Source organism: Croceitalea marina (genome assembly GCF_042684265.1).
GTDB classification, from domain to species: domain Bacteria; phylum Bacteroidota; class Bacteroidia; order Flavobacteriales; family Flavobacteriaceae; genus Croceitalea; species Croceitalea marina.
Genome location: NZ_JBHULB010000007.1, coordinates 78,219 through 94,498, shown reverse-complemented (window position 1 = coordinate 94,498; position 16,280 = coordinate 78,219). Strand labels below are relative to the sequence as shown.

12 protein-coding genes are annotated in these 16,280 nt (G+C 43.8%); 5 read left to right on the top strand and 7 right to left on the bottom strand.

Annotated features, from left to right (window positions below; all coding sequences use genetic code 11):
- Window positions 1-75: 75 nt before the first annotated feature.
- The 5 genes from ACFSQJ_RS04510 to ACFSQJ_RS04490 form a co-directional block, all read right to left on the bottom strand.
- Window positions 76-474, bottom strand: a complete 399-nt coding sequence (locus ACFSQJ_RS04510) for a hypothetical protein (protein WP_339337123.1) — start codon at window positions 472-474, stop codon at window positions 76-78.
- A complete protein-coding gene (locus ACFSQJ_RS04505) occupies window positions 474-2,939 on the bottom strand; it encodes a type IV secretory system conjugative DNA transfer family protein (protein WP_339337122.1) in 2,466 nt (821 codons plus the stop codon). Before ACFSQJ_RS04505 ends, ACFSQJ_RS04510 begins: the two co-directional genes overlap by 1 nt.
- A 45-nt stretch (window positions 2,940-2,984) precedes the next feature.
- Complete coding sequence (locus tag ACFSQJ_RS04500) at window positions 2,985-4,277, bottom strand: hypothetical protein (RefSeq protein WP_339337121.1); 1,293 nt, start codon at window positions 4,275-4,277, stop codon at window positions 2,985-2,987.
- A gap of 122 nt (window positions 4,278-4,399) precedes the next feature.
- Window positions 4,400-5,212: a hypothetical protein gene (locus ACFSQJ_RS04495; protein ID WP_339337120.1), complete on the bottom strand. Its 813-nt coding sequence runs from the start codon at window positions 5,210-5,212 to the stop codon at window positions 4,400-4,402.
- A gap of 118 nt (window positions 5,213-5,330) precedes the next feature.
- The gene (locus ACFSQJ_RS04490; RefSeq protein ID WP_339337119.1) at window positions 5,331-6,542 is read right to left on the bottom strand and encodes a hypothetical protein; all 1,212 of its coding nucleotides are present in this window, start codon (window positions 6,540-6,542) and stop codon (window positions 5,331-5,333) included.
- Between the two features lie 98 nt (window positions 6,543-6,640).
- Here ACFSQJ_RS04490 and ACFSQJ_RS04485 point away from each other — a divergent pair, with 98 nt between their 5' ends.
- From ACFSQJ_RS04485 to ACFSQJ_RS04465, 5 genes are all read left to right on the top strand, one after another.
- Window positions 6,641-7,435: a M23 family metallopeptidase gene (locus ACFSQJ_RS04485; protein WP_339337118.1), complete on the top strand. Its 795-nt coding sequence runs from the start codon at window positions 6,641-6,643 to the stop codon at window positions 7,433-7,435.
- Window positions 7,436-7,439: 4 nt separating this feature from the next.
- Window positions 7,440-8,705 (top strand): hypothetical protein, encoded by a 1,266-nt coding sequence (locus ACFSQJ_RS04480; RefSeq protein ID WP_314012040.1) that lies wholly within the window; start codon window positions 7,440-7,442, stop codon window positions 8,703-8,705.
- Between the two features lie 67 nt (window positions 8,706-8,772).
- Window positions 8,773-9,003, top strand: coding sequence for a hypothetical protein (locus ACFSQJ_RS04475; RefSeq protein WP_314012039.1), 231 nt, complete (start codon window positions 8,773-8,775; stop codon window positions 9,001-9,003).
- A gap of 36 nt (window positions 9,004-9,039) precedes the next feature.
- Entirely contained in the window at window positions 9,040-9,405 is a 366-nt protein-coding gene (locus tag ACFSQJ_RS04470; RefSeq protein ID WP_339337116.1) for a hypothetical protein, read from the top strand.
- Between the two features lie 6 nt (window positions 9,406-9,411).
- On the top strand, window positions 9,412-14,427 hold the full coding sequence (locus tag ACFSQJ_RS04465) for a helicase-related protein (RefSeq protein ID WP_339337115.1): 5,016 nt from the start codon (window positions 9,412-9,414) through the stop codon (window positions 14,425-14,427).
- Between the two features lie 153 nt (window positions 14,428-14,580).
- Here ACFSQJ_RS04465 and ACFSQJ_RS04460 read toward each other — a convergent pair whose 3' ends face one another.
- Both ACFSQJ_RS04460 and ACFSQJ_RS04455 read right to left on the bottom strand, forming a co-directional pair.
- On the bottom strand, window positions 14,581-14,994 hold the full coding sequence (locus ACFSQJ_RS04460; protein WP_377765859.1) for a YybH family protein: 414 nt from the start codon (window positions 14,992-14,994) through the stop codon (window positions 14,581-14,583).
- Window positions 14,995-15,266: 272 nt separating this feature from the next.
- Complete coding sequence (locus ACFSQJ_RS04455; protein ID WP_339337113.1) at window positions 15,267-16,127, bottom strand: LytR/AlgR family response regulator transcription factor; 861 nt, start codon at window positions 16,125-16,127, stop codon at window positions 15,267-15,269.
- Window positions 16,128-16,280: the final 153 nt, after the last annotated feature.

Below are 16,280 nucleotides of genomic sequence, written 5' to 3'. Positions count from 1 at the left end.
TGGTAGTTCGGGGGTATGAACGAATTGGGGAAATTGAAGCTATCAAATTAGGGAATATTCAAAACCAAGAGTGTGCTACAGTGCGGACTTAAAATCCTTCATGGCCTCGGAAACCCGTTCCTCCATCTCAAGGTATTTTTCCCGTAGCCCCTCTTGATAGACCATATTTTCTCCAAGATTACGTTTTTGTACGAACTCATTATCGGGCAACAGAATCCAGATGGGATTATAGCCCAGGCTGTAGAAGTAAAGAATGATCTTGATGGAATTGACCATGGAAGAGCCACGCTCCACATTGGCCAAAGTAGTCCGGTCCATGTTCAGACGTTCGCTCAGCTTGGTTACGGAAAACTCGCTGAACCTTTTGTCCTCCGTGTCGTCCAGTTCCACCAGTTCGAGACGTATTTCCTTTAGGCGCTCCCCAATATATCCGAGATCCTTGGAGTCCAATTTGATGATTGATTCTATATCCATTATTCAAAGTTTTCTATGGGATACGAGGAAAATTCCTCCCCAAAATCATATTCCGTTTCTTCCTGAAGTGCCGCCAAACTTTGGGAGAGGGACTCGTCCAGACCATTACCGAAATCGTCCATGAACTTTTCCACGGCCGCCTCAGAGTTGTTGATGGCCTTTGCAATCTCGCCATTTATTTTCTTTTCGTCAAATATGGCACTCTTTAACTCCTTTCCGGTAACTGCCTTGTATTCCTCTTTTACCAAGCTGTCCACTTCATTGATGATCTTGTCGAATTCTGCCTGGGCCACACGGTCCATTTCCGTCCGCACCAGAAATTCCTCCACGATATGTTCAAATAGATGGTTCCACTCAGAGTGCCCTGAATTCGATTTCAACAGCTCTAAAATAGTATCCCTGAAATCGAAAAGGCGAAGCTCCCTGACAACATCCTTGAAAATTCGCCGCTTAGTGCCGTTGGTAAATTTGTTTTTGGCCACTTCTTCCAGATGGGTGCCATAAAATTCGATGTACCCGATTTCCCTTTTAAACAGATCCACAGCATTTCTTGGAAGTTCAAGTTCCCATACGATCGTCATTTGCTCTTCGAACAAGTCCTCAAAATTTTCTGGCCTAAAATCGTTGATGACCGGCAGTTCATGCTTCATGGCCCTACGCTTTCCCTCGATGTCGGGTAGCAACTGGCCATAACATTTCTTTTCCTTGATCTGGTGTTCGAAAGTATCGGCGACCAATCCCGCGAAATATCCCGTGGACATGGACGCGATCTTGCTTCTGGGCAAGAGTTCCATCATCTGCGTGCTCAGGTTGGTGCTTACATCGGAGCTGCTCATATTCTTTGACACCCTCTCTTGGTGGATTTTTCCAAAAAGTTCGCTCAATCGTTTGGCCGTTTCGCCCTTGGCCGCACCGCAGATGATGTTGGCACAGTTGTCATAGATGACATCGGCCAGTTCCCTGCCGTAATCCAGAATAAGCTGTCCAACACTCTGCAATCCCAAAATGGTAGCGATCTTGTTTTCCCTACCGGTATCGATAATGGTCCGCAACAACATAATGAACAGGGTGGGTACCTCGTCTATGAGCAGGGCCATTTGCCGCTTGCCCGGTTTGTTCACCCGTTTGAGAATGGTATTCATATACAGGCCCAAAGGTGCGGAATAGACCTCTTTCCGTTCGGGATTATTCTGTAACGATACGATTTTGGGATATCGGGGATCGTTCACGTCCAAACTGAAATCATTGGCGGACATGACATAAAAGATTTCCTTGGTTGCAATACTCGAAAGGCTTATTTGTACCGTGCTGGTCTGGCCCGACAATTGTTCCATGGCCTCCTTTTCCAAAGCATCCCGAAAGGGAACCAATATTTGTCGTACCTCGACGTCCTTGGTCATGATTTCCATCAGGATATCGATTTTTACGGTGGTCAGAATGGCCAGATGCCCGGGGGTACAGAGATACCTTCCAGTTTCTTCCGACTTTTTTTTGAGGTACCAGATGCAGCCACCGGTATAACTGATGGCACTGCGCGAAAAATAGTCTTGTCTCTTGATCCATTCGGGATTCAGGTTTTTCATGAGAGTGGTGGCCGTATCGATGGCGTCGGATTGGTTGACCAGACCATAGGGGTCCATGGGGTTGTTCCGGTGCGTCATCCGAAGGTCGTCAAAACAGATACGGTACAGCTTCGGAAAGGGAATTTCGGAATCGTTCCCGTGTTTTTTCAGGGCCTCCTGCAAATATCCGTATGCTTTACGGGTAAGCGTATCGAACTTAAAATCGTAGATGACCATGGCAAATTTTTTGTCGATGAACTGGGCCATGATCTCTTCGATAACGGAAAAGGATTTACCGCTCCCCGGAGTACCGATGACCAACAAGGCCCTGAAAAGATTGACAAAATTGACCCATCCCGTTCGTTTCTTTCCATTGTGGGAATAAGTATAAGGGATATTGGCGGAATAGGGCGTTTCGATTCTATTACCAGTCTGCTCAAAGGTTTCCTTTGTATCGTTGAAGGGGTCTTCTTTTGCCGGGTTCATAAAGTCCAAAAACTGGAACAACCGCATCCCGTGGGTCATCAATCCCAAGTAGGCCAGTGAAAGAAGTGTCATGGATGCCCACATCCCCAGTTCGGAAACTCCGTAACACCACCATGACACAAACAGGAAGGCCAAGGAAACGAGAAAGCCCAATGTACTTTTTCTACGGTTGACCCCATCTTTCTTGACCGGCCGGTACATCATGATGCCGCCCATCAATAGCCCCAATAAAAGTAGACGGGCAACCATGCCCTGGGAAGACAGTCCGGACCGGAGTAGAAAGGCATGGATAGTGTCGAAAAATTCCTGATGCCCATGGTGGAATACGTACAGGGCATATTGCTCCCGAAATAGGATAATCGCAAAATGGAAGGCCGATAAATACATGCCCATATACCCTCTATTTTTATCTTGCATATCCCTTCCTTTTGAGTGTTTTCTTTTTCCTTTCCGGAATGGGTTTTATAACAGGCTCGCTAGGCGACAACCGGACTTTTTTTTTACCGAAATCAGTTCCTCGTTCCAGTCCTTCATCGTCGGGGATTTATCCATTTTCAGGATATCTTGTGCGAAGCATTTTGAAAGTGCCTCCACCGTTAGCTTCCAAAAAGTTCTGGAATGCTGGGCGAGCAGCACTATCCTGTTCAAGTCCAGTTCCCAAATTACCTTATCGCGATAGCAGATGGCCTTTTGTAGGCCTTTGGGCATCCCGCGGGGACAGTTGGAGATTTGTGCATTAATATAATCCGTATCCTGCTCCATCATAGCGACGGATTTGGAAAGGTAGTTCAGTTTCAAGCGCATCACGGGGCGGTTCCAGTCCGTTTCGATAAATACTTGGTTTGACTTTCGATTGAGCCAGTAGCTTAGAAGAACGAGGTCGTAGCGCAAACCCTCAATGTCGTGGTCGAAGGCCAAATGAAGCGGAAGGTCATGTGAGCGATTTACTTTATTGTGCCATTGATGGAACTGTTCAAGTTTCTTGTCGTCGATATGCCCCGATAAGGATACATAAAAGACATTTGGACGACCGTGAAGCTCATGGTAGGCCATGGCGTCAAAACCGCTCTCCACGCATACCACTTTTTCCGCTTCGATATTCGGATTCGAAACGAAAAGGTACTCATAGCGTTTGTTGAGGAACAACCGGAATTTTTTTATTTTTCCGTCCTTTCTATCCCGATAAGGCTTGTTGTAGAGCGTATAATTTTTGATGTTGCCGTCCAATCCATATTTGGGAAGGGCGATGTTGGCAATACGGCCATCATTGTCATTGATATGGAAGGCATTAAAGATTCTGCCTTTGAACGCCGCGGATTTGAGCGTATCGATATTAAGCCCACGACCTTCCGTCAAATAAATCGGTCTGGTTAGAGGTTCTATATGATAACATTTTTCCAAGCTGATGGGCTTACTGTTTTTCTTTTTTACTTTGACGGGAGATGGTTCCGGATAATCCCTTTGTATAATGCCCAAGCCCTGTTTTATGGCCACGTAAAAATTGGCGGAGCGTTTGTGGAGGTATTTAAAAAAACGTCCCTTGTCCAAAGAGTCATTGCGATTAAAATAGGTTACCGGGTTTCTTTTTGTCTGTAGGACGATGCGTTCCGCTTCCTTACCGAATTCCTGTGAGCCCGAACTTCTTTTGAGAAGTCGGTATCCATGTGCAACCAGGTAACCGGGAAAATCAACCTCGCTATTGATTTGTGCAATCAGCTGTTTATAGTGCTCCGGATTTTCGGAATAGTTTTTCATAAGGGTATGGGAGTTGTTGACGGCACTTCACATGAATATGCGAATGCCGGATACCTTATTTTGTGATAGTATAAATGAAAAGTAGGCCGTCCGTATCGGACGGCCTTTGATAAGTCAACCGATTAGACCTTCATGCCTCGGTTCCGTGACTTTTTTTTTACTTCGGACTTTACCTCGATCTTTTTGGCCTTTTCCAAATCGATATTTTTGGTAATAAAGGTTTCCCGACTTGGGGACCAGGACACCAAATAGGGTTTGGTGCCGTGGACCTTGCTCTTGATCTCCATTTCGAGCTCTTGGCCCTTGTTCAGGGCATCCGCCTGTTTTGCCGTCAAGGTTCTTCCGTAAAAATAGGTGTTCGTGGAAAGTGCGGGCTTCGTGCGGATATCCTGTACTTTCGGCTCGTAATAGGCCAGTTTTTGAAACACCTCACCATCGTTGGTGCTTCCCTGAAAGAGGACGAACTCTTTTTTGTCGACCATGCGTTTGAACTCATCGGTACTGAAACTATGGTTGTAGGCCCATGCCTTATCCAGCGTCACATCTTCGTTTCTTCGGTACTGGACATCCAATCGGGAACCCAGATTCCTGTCATATACCATCTGGATCATCTTGGCACTTTCCTTGAGCTCGCCATCCGAAACATAGGTGCCTTCATAAAAATGTTCTTTCCCCTCGGTCAGATTGTCGCGTACACTAGGGGAGAGTTTTTCATAACTGATGTACTGCCCCTTCAACTGTTCTTCGAGGTCTTTATAAGCGAATTTCTGATCCATAGATTTAACGGGTTCAAAATACTTCTTGTTTTTTGGCACGTTGAACGACTGCCCGTCATTGGTCATAACGGATGCCTTTCCGTCCTGTTCTCCGGTAACGGTGGCCCTCTGCCACCTTTGGTTCACTTTTACGAAAACCTTTTCTGCTTGTTTTTCCATTTTTCAAGTTTTAATTAAGGATTAATAAACAATTGTTAACTTTGTAATTCTGGATATGACATTTCCATTTTTCATGTCCGGAATTAAGGATTGAAGGGGGCGGGAGCGCCCCCTTTATTTATACGGCCATCCTAAAGGCCTTTAATTTTTCGGTTCCTCCATAGGCTCCTTCCTTTTCGAACTCCAACGCCCAATTGGCATGTACGGGCTTTACGATTTCTACGGTCTTGTCCATATAGTTTCGATAATAGCTCCAAAGAAAATAGCGAAGTGCGTTCACCTCAAAGGGAATACGACATCGTACCCATTGTTTTTCCTTGGTCAGTACGATGCTCTTTCGGTTCAGAAGACTTTGGTCCGAGACCTTATTGTGTTTTAAATATTCCTTTGTTAGGCTGCTGTTGTATTTTAATACTTCGTTGTGCAGCTTCGCCAACGGCTTCTGGTCTTCCGGGTCGAACCGGACGGCCAAATGATCCTTTCCCACCCTGAACAGAAAGCGGGAATCGTTGATAAAGGAAATAAGCATCAGGTCATGTATATAGCCTTCTATTTTGGATGATCCGGTAAAACTGAGCACCATTTTTTTAAGTTTGGTACGTTTTAATATTTGCACCAGTAATTTCGAGGTCTCGTAATTGATGTCGGAAATTGTGAGATAGACCACATCCTCCAATTTGAACCTTCGATGAAAGGCCATGGCCTCCATGGGGTTAAGGAGTACTACCAAATGCTTTATCATATCGGGTACCTTGCTGAACCAGACCGATGCGGAAATATCGCTCTCCGCAACAAGGGATAGCTTTCCATCCTTCTCGGTTCCATATCCGGTTAGGGTGTTGGCCAAATTACGGTAGGGGAAATACAATCGGCCTTCCCGATTTTCGTAAATACGGTCCTCGAAAATGTCGGAACCCGTACCCTCCAGTTTTATTGGACTTAGGGCAAGTTCCTCGGCGAATGTTTCAAAATGGTTGAAATCATTGTCAACCGGTTCAAGGGGATTCTTTGAGCGGTCATTTAGAAATAGTTCCGGCTTTTTTTCAAGTTCGGTATAGAAATCTTCGATTTTGGTCCACAGCCCTATTTTTCCCTGCGCATCGGTTCGGGAAAGCCGCTCCAATATGAAGTCGAAGGAGGTAAGCTTTGTTTTTGGCGCGTCGGGTTTATAGTATCGATACCCTGATTCGGTATGGATAACGACATAACGCTCCTTTCCCAATTTATAGCAGATAAACCTATCCGTTTTTCGCTGGACTTCAAGTCCGAAATAATTCATTAAGGCCGACAGGTTTAGCACCGCATCAAATTTTCGCCATCTGTTATTCATATTTGTAAAAATTACATATATTTGTAATAATTACCACAAATATAAATAATTTTTTGAACTATCAAAATTTTATTTAAGACAGCTTGCAACAATTGATTATGAGTGCATGGAAGAACATTAAGAAAGCCTCTATAGGTTGGATAAAGGGATACGCCAAAAAGGTGGGCGGCGTGACCAATTCCGAGGATAGTAATCATTTTACCCCGCAAAACAGTAGCTATTGGATTTTTGTCGGGCTGTTCTTTCTTTGCTTCGCCACCAATCGATTTTTTTATAATGACACCAATAGTACCGAGGGTTTGGGTAACCTTACTGGTCATATAGCAGAACCTATGACCGAAGCGGTAAAGAAGGATTTGGTTTACCAAAGGCTCACCGACCTATTGTACCAGATAGAAAATTTCGGACAAATGAATCGGTTGAAACCATACCTGCCCTTGCGGCCCCAAGTCCTGGACAGCGTACCCTCGGCGGTTCCCCTCTTCCGTGAGCGTTATGTGCTGTCTAGTTCCTACGGAAACCGCCACCATCCCGTACACCGTGTTACAAAAAAACACTTTGGCGTTGATTTGGCGGCAGAAAAGGGTACTCCTATTTATAGCACCGCTGCGGGGAAGGTGACCTTTATTGAAAATAACCCTAACGGACACGGCCTACACCTTGTTATTTCCCATGCCTATGGCTTCAGTACCCTTTATGGGCATATGGAATCCGTGTCGGTCGACATCGGGGAAGCGCTCGATGCCCATGATTTTATCGGAACCGTTGGAAGTACGGGAATATCCACCGGCCCCCATCTGCACTACGAGGTCATCAAGGATGGCCAAAGGGTAGATCCCGCACCTTCGTTCAACCTTAAATATGAGGTGTATTCCAATTTGAAATCCGATTGAACCGATGAAAACAAAGTTGTACCATATCAGCCATAGTTCCATCAAACTCTTTCAAAGGATTAAAAATCTGGTATCCCGATTTCTGGACCCCAATTTCGATACGTTTAAAAAATTCGAATTCAAGGCAGTTCCAACCGATCAGATGAACGACCTAAGGAAGTTGAGATATGTACGGGACTTGGAATTGGCAAAATACGGTTTTATAAATACCGCATTAAAAGAGCAATTGGCCCATTTAAAAAGCAGGGACCTATTGTTCCAAAAAGACCAAGGTATTGTTCCCGTGGGCCGTATATCCGTTCACGAAGACGAAAATAAGCTGATAAAGCTGTTATTGGGCTATAATAAGACCGAGGATAGGGCTTATATGTCCTTTTACAACGTGAACAATTGCCCGGTCTGGCATAACTATGCCACATCGCTTCTTAAGGAAACTGTCCAGCGTCTCTATCCCTCCATATCCGACCACTTATTTATGAAACACAGGTATTTCGAAAGGGACGTGGAACATTTGGATTCGGGAATCCAAAAGAAATTGCGCCGTCTTTTCAATGGTGCCTTACAAAATATCCATTCCCATAATCGGTATCTGAAAAACGGTATCCAACCGATTATGCTCCCTGTCGGCAAATTGCCGAAACTTTCCAATAGGTTGCCTATTCAATTCAAACAAGGGCCCGAGGGACTTTTCGTTCCCGTAACCATTGGGAAAAACTTTGTCGTGCTAACGCCCTATCTGAAAGTCGCCAATGAAAAAAACCGTCTTTATCTTTCGGTACAAGAGTTCCGTTCCCTGCTTGAACAAAAATCGATAAGCGTTCTTGCCGAAACGAGATACGGAGTTTCCCTTGGAATTCATGGGAACAAAATCTACCTGAAGGCTACAGATGGGGGAGCAAATACGGATTCCTTAAAGCATTGGATGTTGCTGGACGATTTTTTGGAATCAAAAAACGTCCCGAAACGATTAAAATATGAGGTTGCCAAAAATCTTGTCGAAAAAAAGGACTTTATGGTAGTGCTGGACGAAATCCCCATACGTGCGACCAAGGATATCTTACTGCTAAAAAAGCACTACGCTTCGGGAAGAACGTATTTTGCCGTCAAACAAAACGGCAAAAAACCGAAGCCTGCCGATTATAGGCCCATTACCGATTTAAGAGATAAATATCCCCAACATTACGCTGCCTATCGAGAATATGTAAACAAAGCCAATTCTTTGCAACCACTAAGGGCAAAGGAAAAAAGAGGAATTAATATATCATTTTGACACCATGGTTTTTGAGATAAAGATTACTGATACAACCGGACGCCCAATACTTAAGGATGCTTTTTACATGGAAAGTATCACAACAATGCTGGATTTTTCTTTGGGGGTATTGCGACCGTGGAGCGGACCAACCGCGGAAAATGCCTATGAGCTTATTATTTCCTCCGAAAAGAATCGTCACGTTTTGCATCGCTTCGATTCACTTGATGCCGTGATGCAATTCAAAAATGCTTTGTACGGGCACCTTATCGAACTGAACGAAACTCCGTCTAGAGACATGGAAAACGCCAACGAATAGACACATTTAAACGAACCCTATAAAACGACATAGACCATGACACAAGAAGAACTCTTACTTACCTCGGAAATCCAAAAGTTCCGGGCCGACCATCAGGAAACGATCAAGGACTGGGAGCAACAGCTTGCCAACGGCAAATGTGGCCCTGACCTTCATTTCTGCTATTTCGCTTTGAAAACTTTTCCTAACCTGACCGCGCGTTTGGATGCTGCTGAATACCGTTTTGATTTTGCCATCAACGCCCATATCCTTCACGCAAAATTACAGGGACAGTTTCTGGAAGACGGTCACGTCGGGGCCCTTGCGAGGGAGTATGCCAATGATGAACTCCTGAAAATCTATGGGGCCTTGGACGAAAAACGGCCCATGGGCAGGGCGGCCATCCTGAGAACCCTTCAATAGTCCGGGATGAAACAGGAACATTTGATTCAGATCGTTGCTCTGATAAAGGCATCGAATCCCGAGAACTATTATATCAATAATGCCGGACTTTCCAAGCTGGGGGAACTCTTGTTCTATCCTTCATCCAAAAAGGAAAAACAGGGAAAACAGTTATTATATACACTTGAACAAGCGTTTCCGGAGACCTCGAAAGAAATTCTGGATTCGTTGAAGCGGTACCACTTGACAAGTTACTACACGCCAAATGCCCTTATCGAATATAAGATCGGTCTTCTGAAAAAAAACGGGTTCGAGCCCAAAACCATACTAGAACCCTCGGCGGGCAACGGTGCCTATGTTCAGGAACTGAAAAAGGCTTTCCCCAAGGCCCATATCACCGCTTTGGAACCCGATATATTATCCTTTGAAATTTTAAAGGCCAATAATATCAAAAGTCCGAATGTAACGGTGCTCAACATCCCCTTCGAGGAATTCTATTTGAATCATGCAAAACAGGGGAAATTTGATTTGGTCATGACCAATATCCCTTTTGGGGACATTCCCATTACCAAGGCCTACCGCCACGATTACCTGATAAAAGATGCGCTTAAAAATGTGGGCAATTATTTCAATTTCTATACTCCGAAAATGGTACGCCACGGTGGGGTCACCGCCCTGATTACCTCTTCGGCCTTTGCCGAGCGAAGCGCCTACAATGGCTTTAGGGAATCCATATTGCTGGAGAACGATCTGCTCCTTGCCAACCGTTTCAATACCGATCTGTTCGCCAACGAGGGTACCAAGGTCGTATCCGATCTATTGGTATATCGTAGGACTTCCAACAAAAAAGCGCTATCCGCCGACGAGATGGATTTTGCGGATACCGAAGCAATAGAATTGGAGGGCCAAAACTTTCTGACCAATCGTTTTTTCAAGAACAATCCGGAGCATGTTCACGGAACACCTAAGCTCGGGTTTTTTCACAACCGGCCGAATATTGTCTTCGAACCCGATGGAACGCCCTTGTCCGGCTTTTTGGAAGAACGGTCCAATGGTTTTGAATTCAAGGTCGGTTCGGTACCACCCGACACACAGGAAAAACCTAGACCCATACGGAAAACGGTTGAAACCGAGAAACAATCGCCGGTAGCAACGGAGAAACCGATTGCCGATACCGATTTACCGGTAATCACGCTACACAATGAAGAGGCCAAACAATTTTCCCGGTTGTTCTTTGGGACCTACAACTTTAACAAGAAGGGCGAGGTATTGTTCTATACCGACCCGCATAGCACAAGAAAAGTACCCCATAAGATCAAGGAATTGGTGTCGGACTATGCCCGAATGCGTAACGGCCTTGTTCTGCTCGAACTCAATATCGAAAAACAGCGCCTTTCAGAACAAGAAATTACCACACGCTTCCAAGATCTGGACTACCAACTGGACACCTTCCATTTTAAATGGGGGCCCCTGAAAGGGCATCTCATATTTCTGAAAGACGACCATTATTTCGAGCAGGTCCGACAACAGTTCGAGAAAAAGGTGGAGGGAGAGGGTTATGGCAAAAACCCGTCGTTCACTTTGGAACGATTTCTTAATGCTTCCATTGCAGTATCACTGCCTACCGCCGCTGTACCGTCACAGATTGCCCCGGATCCATCAAAACTCGACAAGCCCCGGTTCGAGAACCCTGAACAAATGGCACGCTACCAATTTGACCATATCGGGCAGATCGATATAGGCGCCATGGCAACATTCTTTAAGACAACGGAAAGGGAACTGTTATTGAACGGATTGGAGAAACGTTCCTTTTTTCTCGAACCCGATGCGGAATCGGAAACGGGCTATACTGTGGTTCCCTATTTTCTGTTTTCCAGCGGCTATATCCAAGATAAAGTCGAATATGTCAGGAAACACCCTCCGCCTTACGAGATTGGAACAGAAATGATGGAACAGGCTTTGATGGAACTGCTTCCGGCAAAGTTGGACCTGGATGAAATAGAGTTCAATTTTGAGAGTTATTTTATCCCCGTTTCCGCAAAGGAATCCTTTCTGGAGGAACTTATAGGCGAAAAGGTCCAGATCAACATGACCCAGTTCAATTCCACCCTGACCCTTATGTTTCCAAGGGACTTTAACCAAGAGGCCCACGAACGTTTTAGTGTGGTGCTGCATCATGAGGTCAAGGCGAACTATAAACGGATTTTACAGCATTTTGCGGAAAATAGATATCCCGTCATCTTCACTTCGTATAAGGACAGATCTGGAAAGACCATCAGGAAATTGGATAAAGATGCTACCCTGATGGCGCAAAACCTTTACGAGGAGCTTCAGCTCCATTTCAAGTCCTTTATCGAGGGGCGCCAAGAGCTGAAAACCACCATTGAGGAAAACTATTACCGGGCCTTTTTGGCCGATGTCAATATCACGGTGCCCAAAGGCTGGCTTACCTTTCCGGACACCTTGGTGTACCCGCCCTACCAGCACCAGATTGACTCCACGCTCTTCGGTCTTACCATGGGAAGTGCCCTGAACGACCACCAGGTCGGCAAGGGAAAGACCCTTTCCATGGCCATGCTGGCCCATAAACTGAAACAACACGGGAAGAGTAGGAGAACCCTGTTGCTTACCCTGAAAAGCGTGGCCCCACAAATAGAGGAAGAGATTAGGGCCAATTTCCCGCACTTGAACGTGCTTCGGTTGAGTTCAAAAAACATGGCCAAAAGCAAGCGGCCCAAAACCTTACGAACGGTCAAAAACCACAGGGCCATAGACCTAATCATCGCCGAGCACGGCCATTTAAAACAGATTCCCAAAGCAAGGGAATTTGTGCTGGAAACCCTCGAAGAAAAAATCGATATGATAGAACAGGACCTGCAAACGGCCCGGGAATACGGAAACATCAAGGAATCCAAAAAACTGATCAAGGGCCTGATTAAAAGAAAGGAACATTTGGAGGACAAGCTCCAGACGACCTTAAAGAAATTGGAGGAACGTTCTGGGGAAACGGAAACGACCCTGACCGATTTGGGCATAGAGGCGTTGATGATCGACGAGGCCCATTATTTCAAGAATATCGGTTTCACGACACGGCACCAGAACGTATCGGGCCTAAACAACCATTCGGATAGCCAAAGGAATCTGGATCTCGAAATCAGTATAAAATCCATCCACCACCGCATGGGGCCGGACAAGAACATCTTTTTCTATAGCGGAACTCCCTTGAAAAACTCGGTTACCGAACTTTATGCTTATCAGCGCTATCTTACCCCAATGGCACTAAAGCGCAAGAATATCTTCAATTTCGATGCCTGGGCCTCTATTTTCCTGAAGCAGAGCGTAAGTATAGAGCCGAATATTTTTGGCGATCCCCGGATGCACGCACGATTTCGATACTATACCAATCTGCCCGAACTGAGCAAAATGTACAACTCCTTTACCCATATCTGTAGGGACAAACATTTCAAGACCCATGACCTCGAAGTCGACAGGGAATTTATTATTTTGGAATCGACACCGACATACGAGGAACTCAAACAGGCCTCGCTAAAGTTTACCAAGGACCGGAACCAGAATGCATTGTTCAAATTGCCCATATATAGCGAAGAACAAATGAAGTCCGCCCACATAACCGCACTCAATATCAACAGGTCACTTTTGATCGACCCTTTGGCGAAAGACAATCTCGCCATCGACTTTTCGGAACTCGACCAGTTCAAACTCCAACGCCTGTGCCGTGATGTCGCCGAACTTTATAAAAAAACATCGGAACACAAAGGCGTGTGTTTGGTATTCTCCGACCTGAACGTTTGGAAACCGGGACAATACAATTCGTACCACACGGTTCGTGAGATCCTAATAGAAGAATACGGCATTCCTTCTAATGAAATCGCCCTGGCCCAAGAGGAAAAAGCAAGGAATAGAACCGATAAAATGCAGGAAAAAATCCGAAGCGGCTCAATTCGTGTAGCTCTGGGCAGTACCCAAGTTTTAGGTACGGGCACGAATATCCAAAAACGGGTGGTGGGCATCTTTCATATGGATATTCCTTATTCCCCTGATGCTTTCGACCAACGAGCTGGACGTGGTCTGCGTAAGGGCAATGAAGTGGCGCAAATTTATGGCAATACAGTGGTAGAACGTTTCTATGGCATAAAAGATTCTACCGATATATTTTCCTATTCGCTCAATACCCATAAAGAAAAGTTTCGGGAGCAAATTCGGGAAGCCGACCCGAACAAGCGCGTTTATGACGACTTGGTACCAGATGATAAGAGCCTCTCCTATGAACAGATGCAGGCCGCATTGATAGGGGATATGGACCAGTTCCAATTGGTCAAGCTTTCCGATGACCTTAAGTTTTTACAGTCACAGAAGCGATTGCATGAACTCAACAAAGCAAATTCCTTTAAGGCCATCGAGCGCATCGAAAAGGAGAACAAACATATAGTTTCCCAATTGGTCGAACTTGAAAGCGTACAAAAGGAAATTAAAAGTTTCAACTTGCCGATAGATGAAAGTGCATTCGAGGATTGGTCCCAATTAAAAAAAGGATTGAGCCTTCTTATTTCAAATTCCGTTCTTATCTCCAAAGAACTCGAAACTATGCCGTCCAAGGAATTTGTCAGGCATTTGGGGCTTACAATTGTCGAACGGTCAAAACTAAACTTGAACATTCAAAAACATAAAAGAGTCGCTCATTTGCCCACTCTTAATGCGAATCTGGTTTTTCAAGCGGAATATGTGCCTTCGAACGAGCATTATCTTTACTCTTTTGGATTGGAATTTAAAAACATACATATTTCAGGTAGAAAACAGCAGCGTTTCGGCCCTGAAAAAGTGGCCATGCAACTTATCAAGTTATGTCAAAAGGTGGCGCGTGAAATCAAATCGAAAAAATTCGATTTGGATTATAACCTACGCTCGATGGAAACCCATCGTAAGAAAACGGCCATTGGTTTTCCGGATGATAAGATGGCCAAGATGCAGGTTTTAAGACAGGATATCAAAGAACTCAAACGAAAAAGGGCGGTTAAAATTTAACGATGACCAGTATGTAAACTTAAAATGTCTTCCCAGCACAGACCAATACACTATCCTAAAAAATGTTTGTTTTAATAGACTTGGTCAATAATTCACATTGGGGTACCTTGATAGAAATGCTCAAGATAATTACCTGTTTCAAAATGATTCCAATTATCGTTTCAATTCATCATCAACATTGGTAGTAGTTTCAACTTCCAGTATCTCCATCCATCCATCTTCAGTATGTTTATATATGCCGGAACCGATTCCATAAAATGCAGGTCCTTGACCCATCGGGTACAATTTCCATTCAAAGTTGACAAGTACAACATCCTCAGAAAGGATTTCCACATCCAGTTGAGGGATGTCCATTTGCATATTTGGGAATTGCTGAAACACAACTTCAAAACGTTTACGCAATGCATCCTGCCCAAAATAGGTTCCATCGGTTCCATACATTTTAATGTCAGGCGAAAAATTTTCAAGAAATGCGTTTAGATTACCTTTGTTAAATTTATCAATTGAGGATAGAAACAAGGCTCTGACTGGATGGTTTTGCGCACTATGGGATTGTGTCTCTCCCATAGATTGAGTTCCTTTGCAAGAAAGGAAACCAATCATTAAAAAAATAATTAGTGGGATAAAAAAATTTAAAGTTCTCATAGGATTAGTTTTAAAATGTTAAATTATGTTGACTAAATAGGTCATTAAACTTATCGTGCAAATACGTCAAAATAAAAGCGCAAAAAAACATATTAATGGCGAATGGTCAATATAGTCAGTGAATGATATTATAGAAGATGCGAATGAATAAGAAGAAATGTGAGAGAACTAGTTTTGAACGATATAAACTATTTCTACTCTATCCTAATAAGTTTTTTTATAGTTTGAGAGTAGCTTTTGCTGCTTGTAATGGTAGATAAGCTTTTTTGTGAGAACTCTATTACATAACGTCCGTTTATGTGTGGTTTTATTTGCTTGACATGATTTGTATTTATAATGTACTTCCGGTGTACCCTCAAAAAAGATTCCGATAATCTTTTTTCAAGAAATAATAGGGAGTAGTCACATAGTTTCCTGTTACCATCTGTGTCGTAAAGAAAAGAATAATTGTCGTAGGACTCAAAATAGGCAATATCCGAAGTTGGAACCAAAAGCACATTACCGCCTTGTTTGACAGGAACACTTCCAGTATTTTTCTCGAACTTTTTGGGCTCTTTGATTTTAGAAATATTACTTTCCATATCATTAGTGGTTTCGTCTAAACCTGAACTTTTATCCAAGGCCAACTTTTTACTTTGAAAAAAGCTAAAACCTAGAAACAAGGAGATTATTCCGTTGAACAAATACATTTTCCCACCATTTAGTGGACGGAATGATTCACTTTTAAAGACTAATGAACGAATAACATGCTCTATCTCCGTAGCAATTATCCCTGCCAAAAGAAACATTACGGAAACTGACAAATATAATTTCCATGTTGGTTTTATAAAACCATTTGTCCAAGCCACGTTTGTCCCAATTAATACAGTTGTATACCCAACTATCATGCTGGTCGATAAAGATTGAATTGCCCATTGAACCCAATTCAGACCCCCATTCATTGTAAAATTGGCAGTCCCGATTCCCAAGCCAATTAATATAATGTAGGGTAAGAACCGGTTGGCTTTTTTTACTTCAAATTTCGGTTCCATTTCCTCGACCATGTCCGCTTTCATAATTTCAAAATGACAAAAAGAATATCATTGATTGATTTTGTTTATTCCATGTAAGATAGTAAACGTGTCCGTTCCTGAATCACTAATTGTCGAATTAACCATTTTTTTGATTATTTAGAACTTAAAGAAAGATGTTTCTATTTAATTAAAGTT

Excerpts from the sequence above, each read along its gene's own strand:
- ACFSQJ_RS04465 (WP_339337115.1), top strand. The coding sequence starts at position 9,412 with ATGAAACAGGAACATTTGATTCAGATCGTTGCTCTGATAAAGGCATCG.
- ACFSQJ_RS04485 (WP_339337118.1), top strand. The coding sequence starts at position 6,641 with ATGAGTGCATGGAAGAACATTAAGAAAGCCTCTATAGGTTGGATAAAG.
- ACFSQJ_RS04480 (WP_314012040.1), top strand. The coding sequence starts at position 7,440 with ATGAAAACAAAGTTGTACCATATCAGCCATAGTTCCATCAAACTCTTT.
- ACFSQJ_RS04505 (WP_339337122.1), bottom strand. The coding sequence starts at position 2,939 with ATGCAAGATAAAAATAGAGGGTATATGGGCATGTATTTATCGGCCTTC.
- ACFSQJ_RS04495 (WP_339337120.1), bottom strand. The coding sequence starts at position 5,212 with ATGGAAAAACAAGCAGAAAAGGTTTTCGTAAAAGTGAACCAAAGGTGG.
- ACFSQJ_RS04475 (WP_314012039.1), top strand. The coding sequence starts at position 8,773 with ATGGAAAGTATCACAACAATGCTGGATTTTTCTTTGGGGGTATTGCGA.
- ACFSQJ_RS04500 (WP_339337121.1), bottom strand. The coding sequence starts at position 4,277 with ATGAAAAACTATTCCGAAAATCCGGAGCACTATAAACAGCTGATTGCA.
- ACFSQJ_RS04490 (WP_339337119.1), bottom strand. The coding sequence starts at position 6,542 with ATGAATAACAGATGGCGAAAATTTGATGCGGTGCTAAACCTGTCGGCC.
- ACFSQJ_RS04455 (WP_339337113.1), bottom strand. The coding sequence starts at position 16,127 with ATGAAAGCGGACATGGTCGAGGAAATGGAACCGAAATTTGAAGTAAAA.
- ACFSQJ_RS04460 (WP_377765859.1), bottom strand. The coding sequence starts at position 14,994 with ATGGGAGAGACACAATCCCATAGTGCGCAAAACCATCCAGTCAGAGCC.
- ACFSQJ_RS04510 (WP_339337123.1), bottom strand. The coding sequence starts at position 474 with ATGGATATAGAATCAATCATCAAATTGGACTCCAAGGATCTCGGATAT.
- ACFSQJ_RS04470 (WP_339337116.1), top strand. The coding sequence starts at position 9,040 with ATGACACAAGAAGAACTCTTACTTACCTCGGAAATCCAAAAGTTCCGG.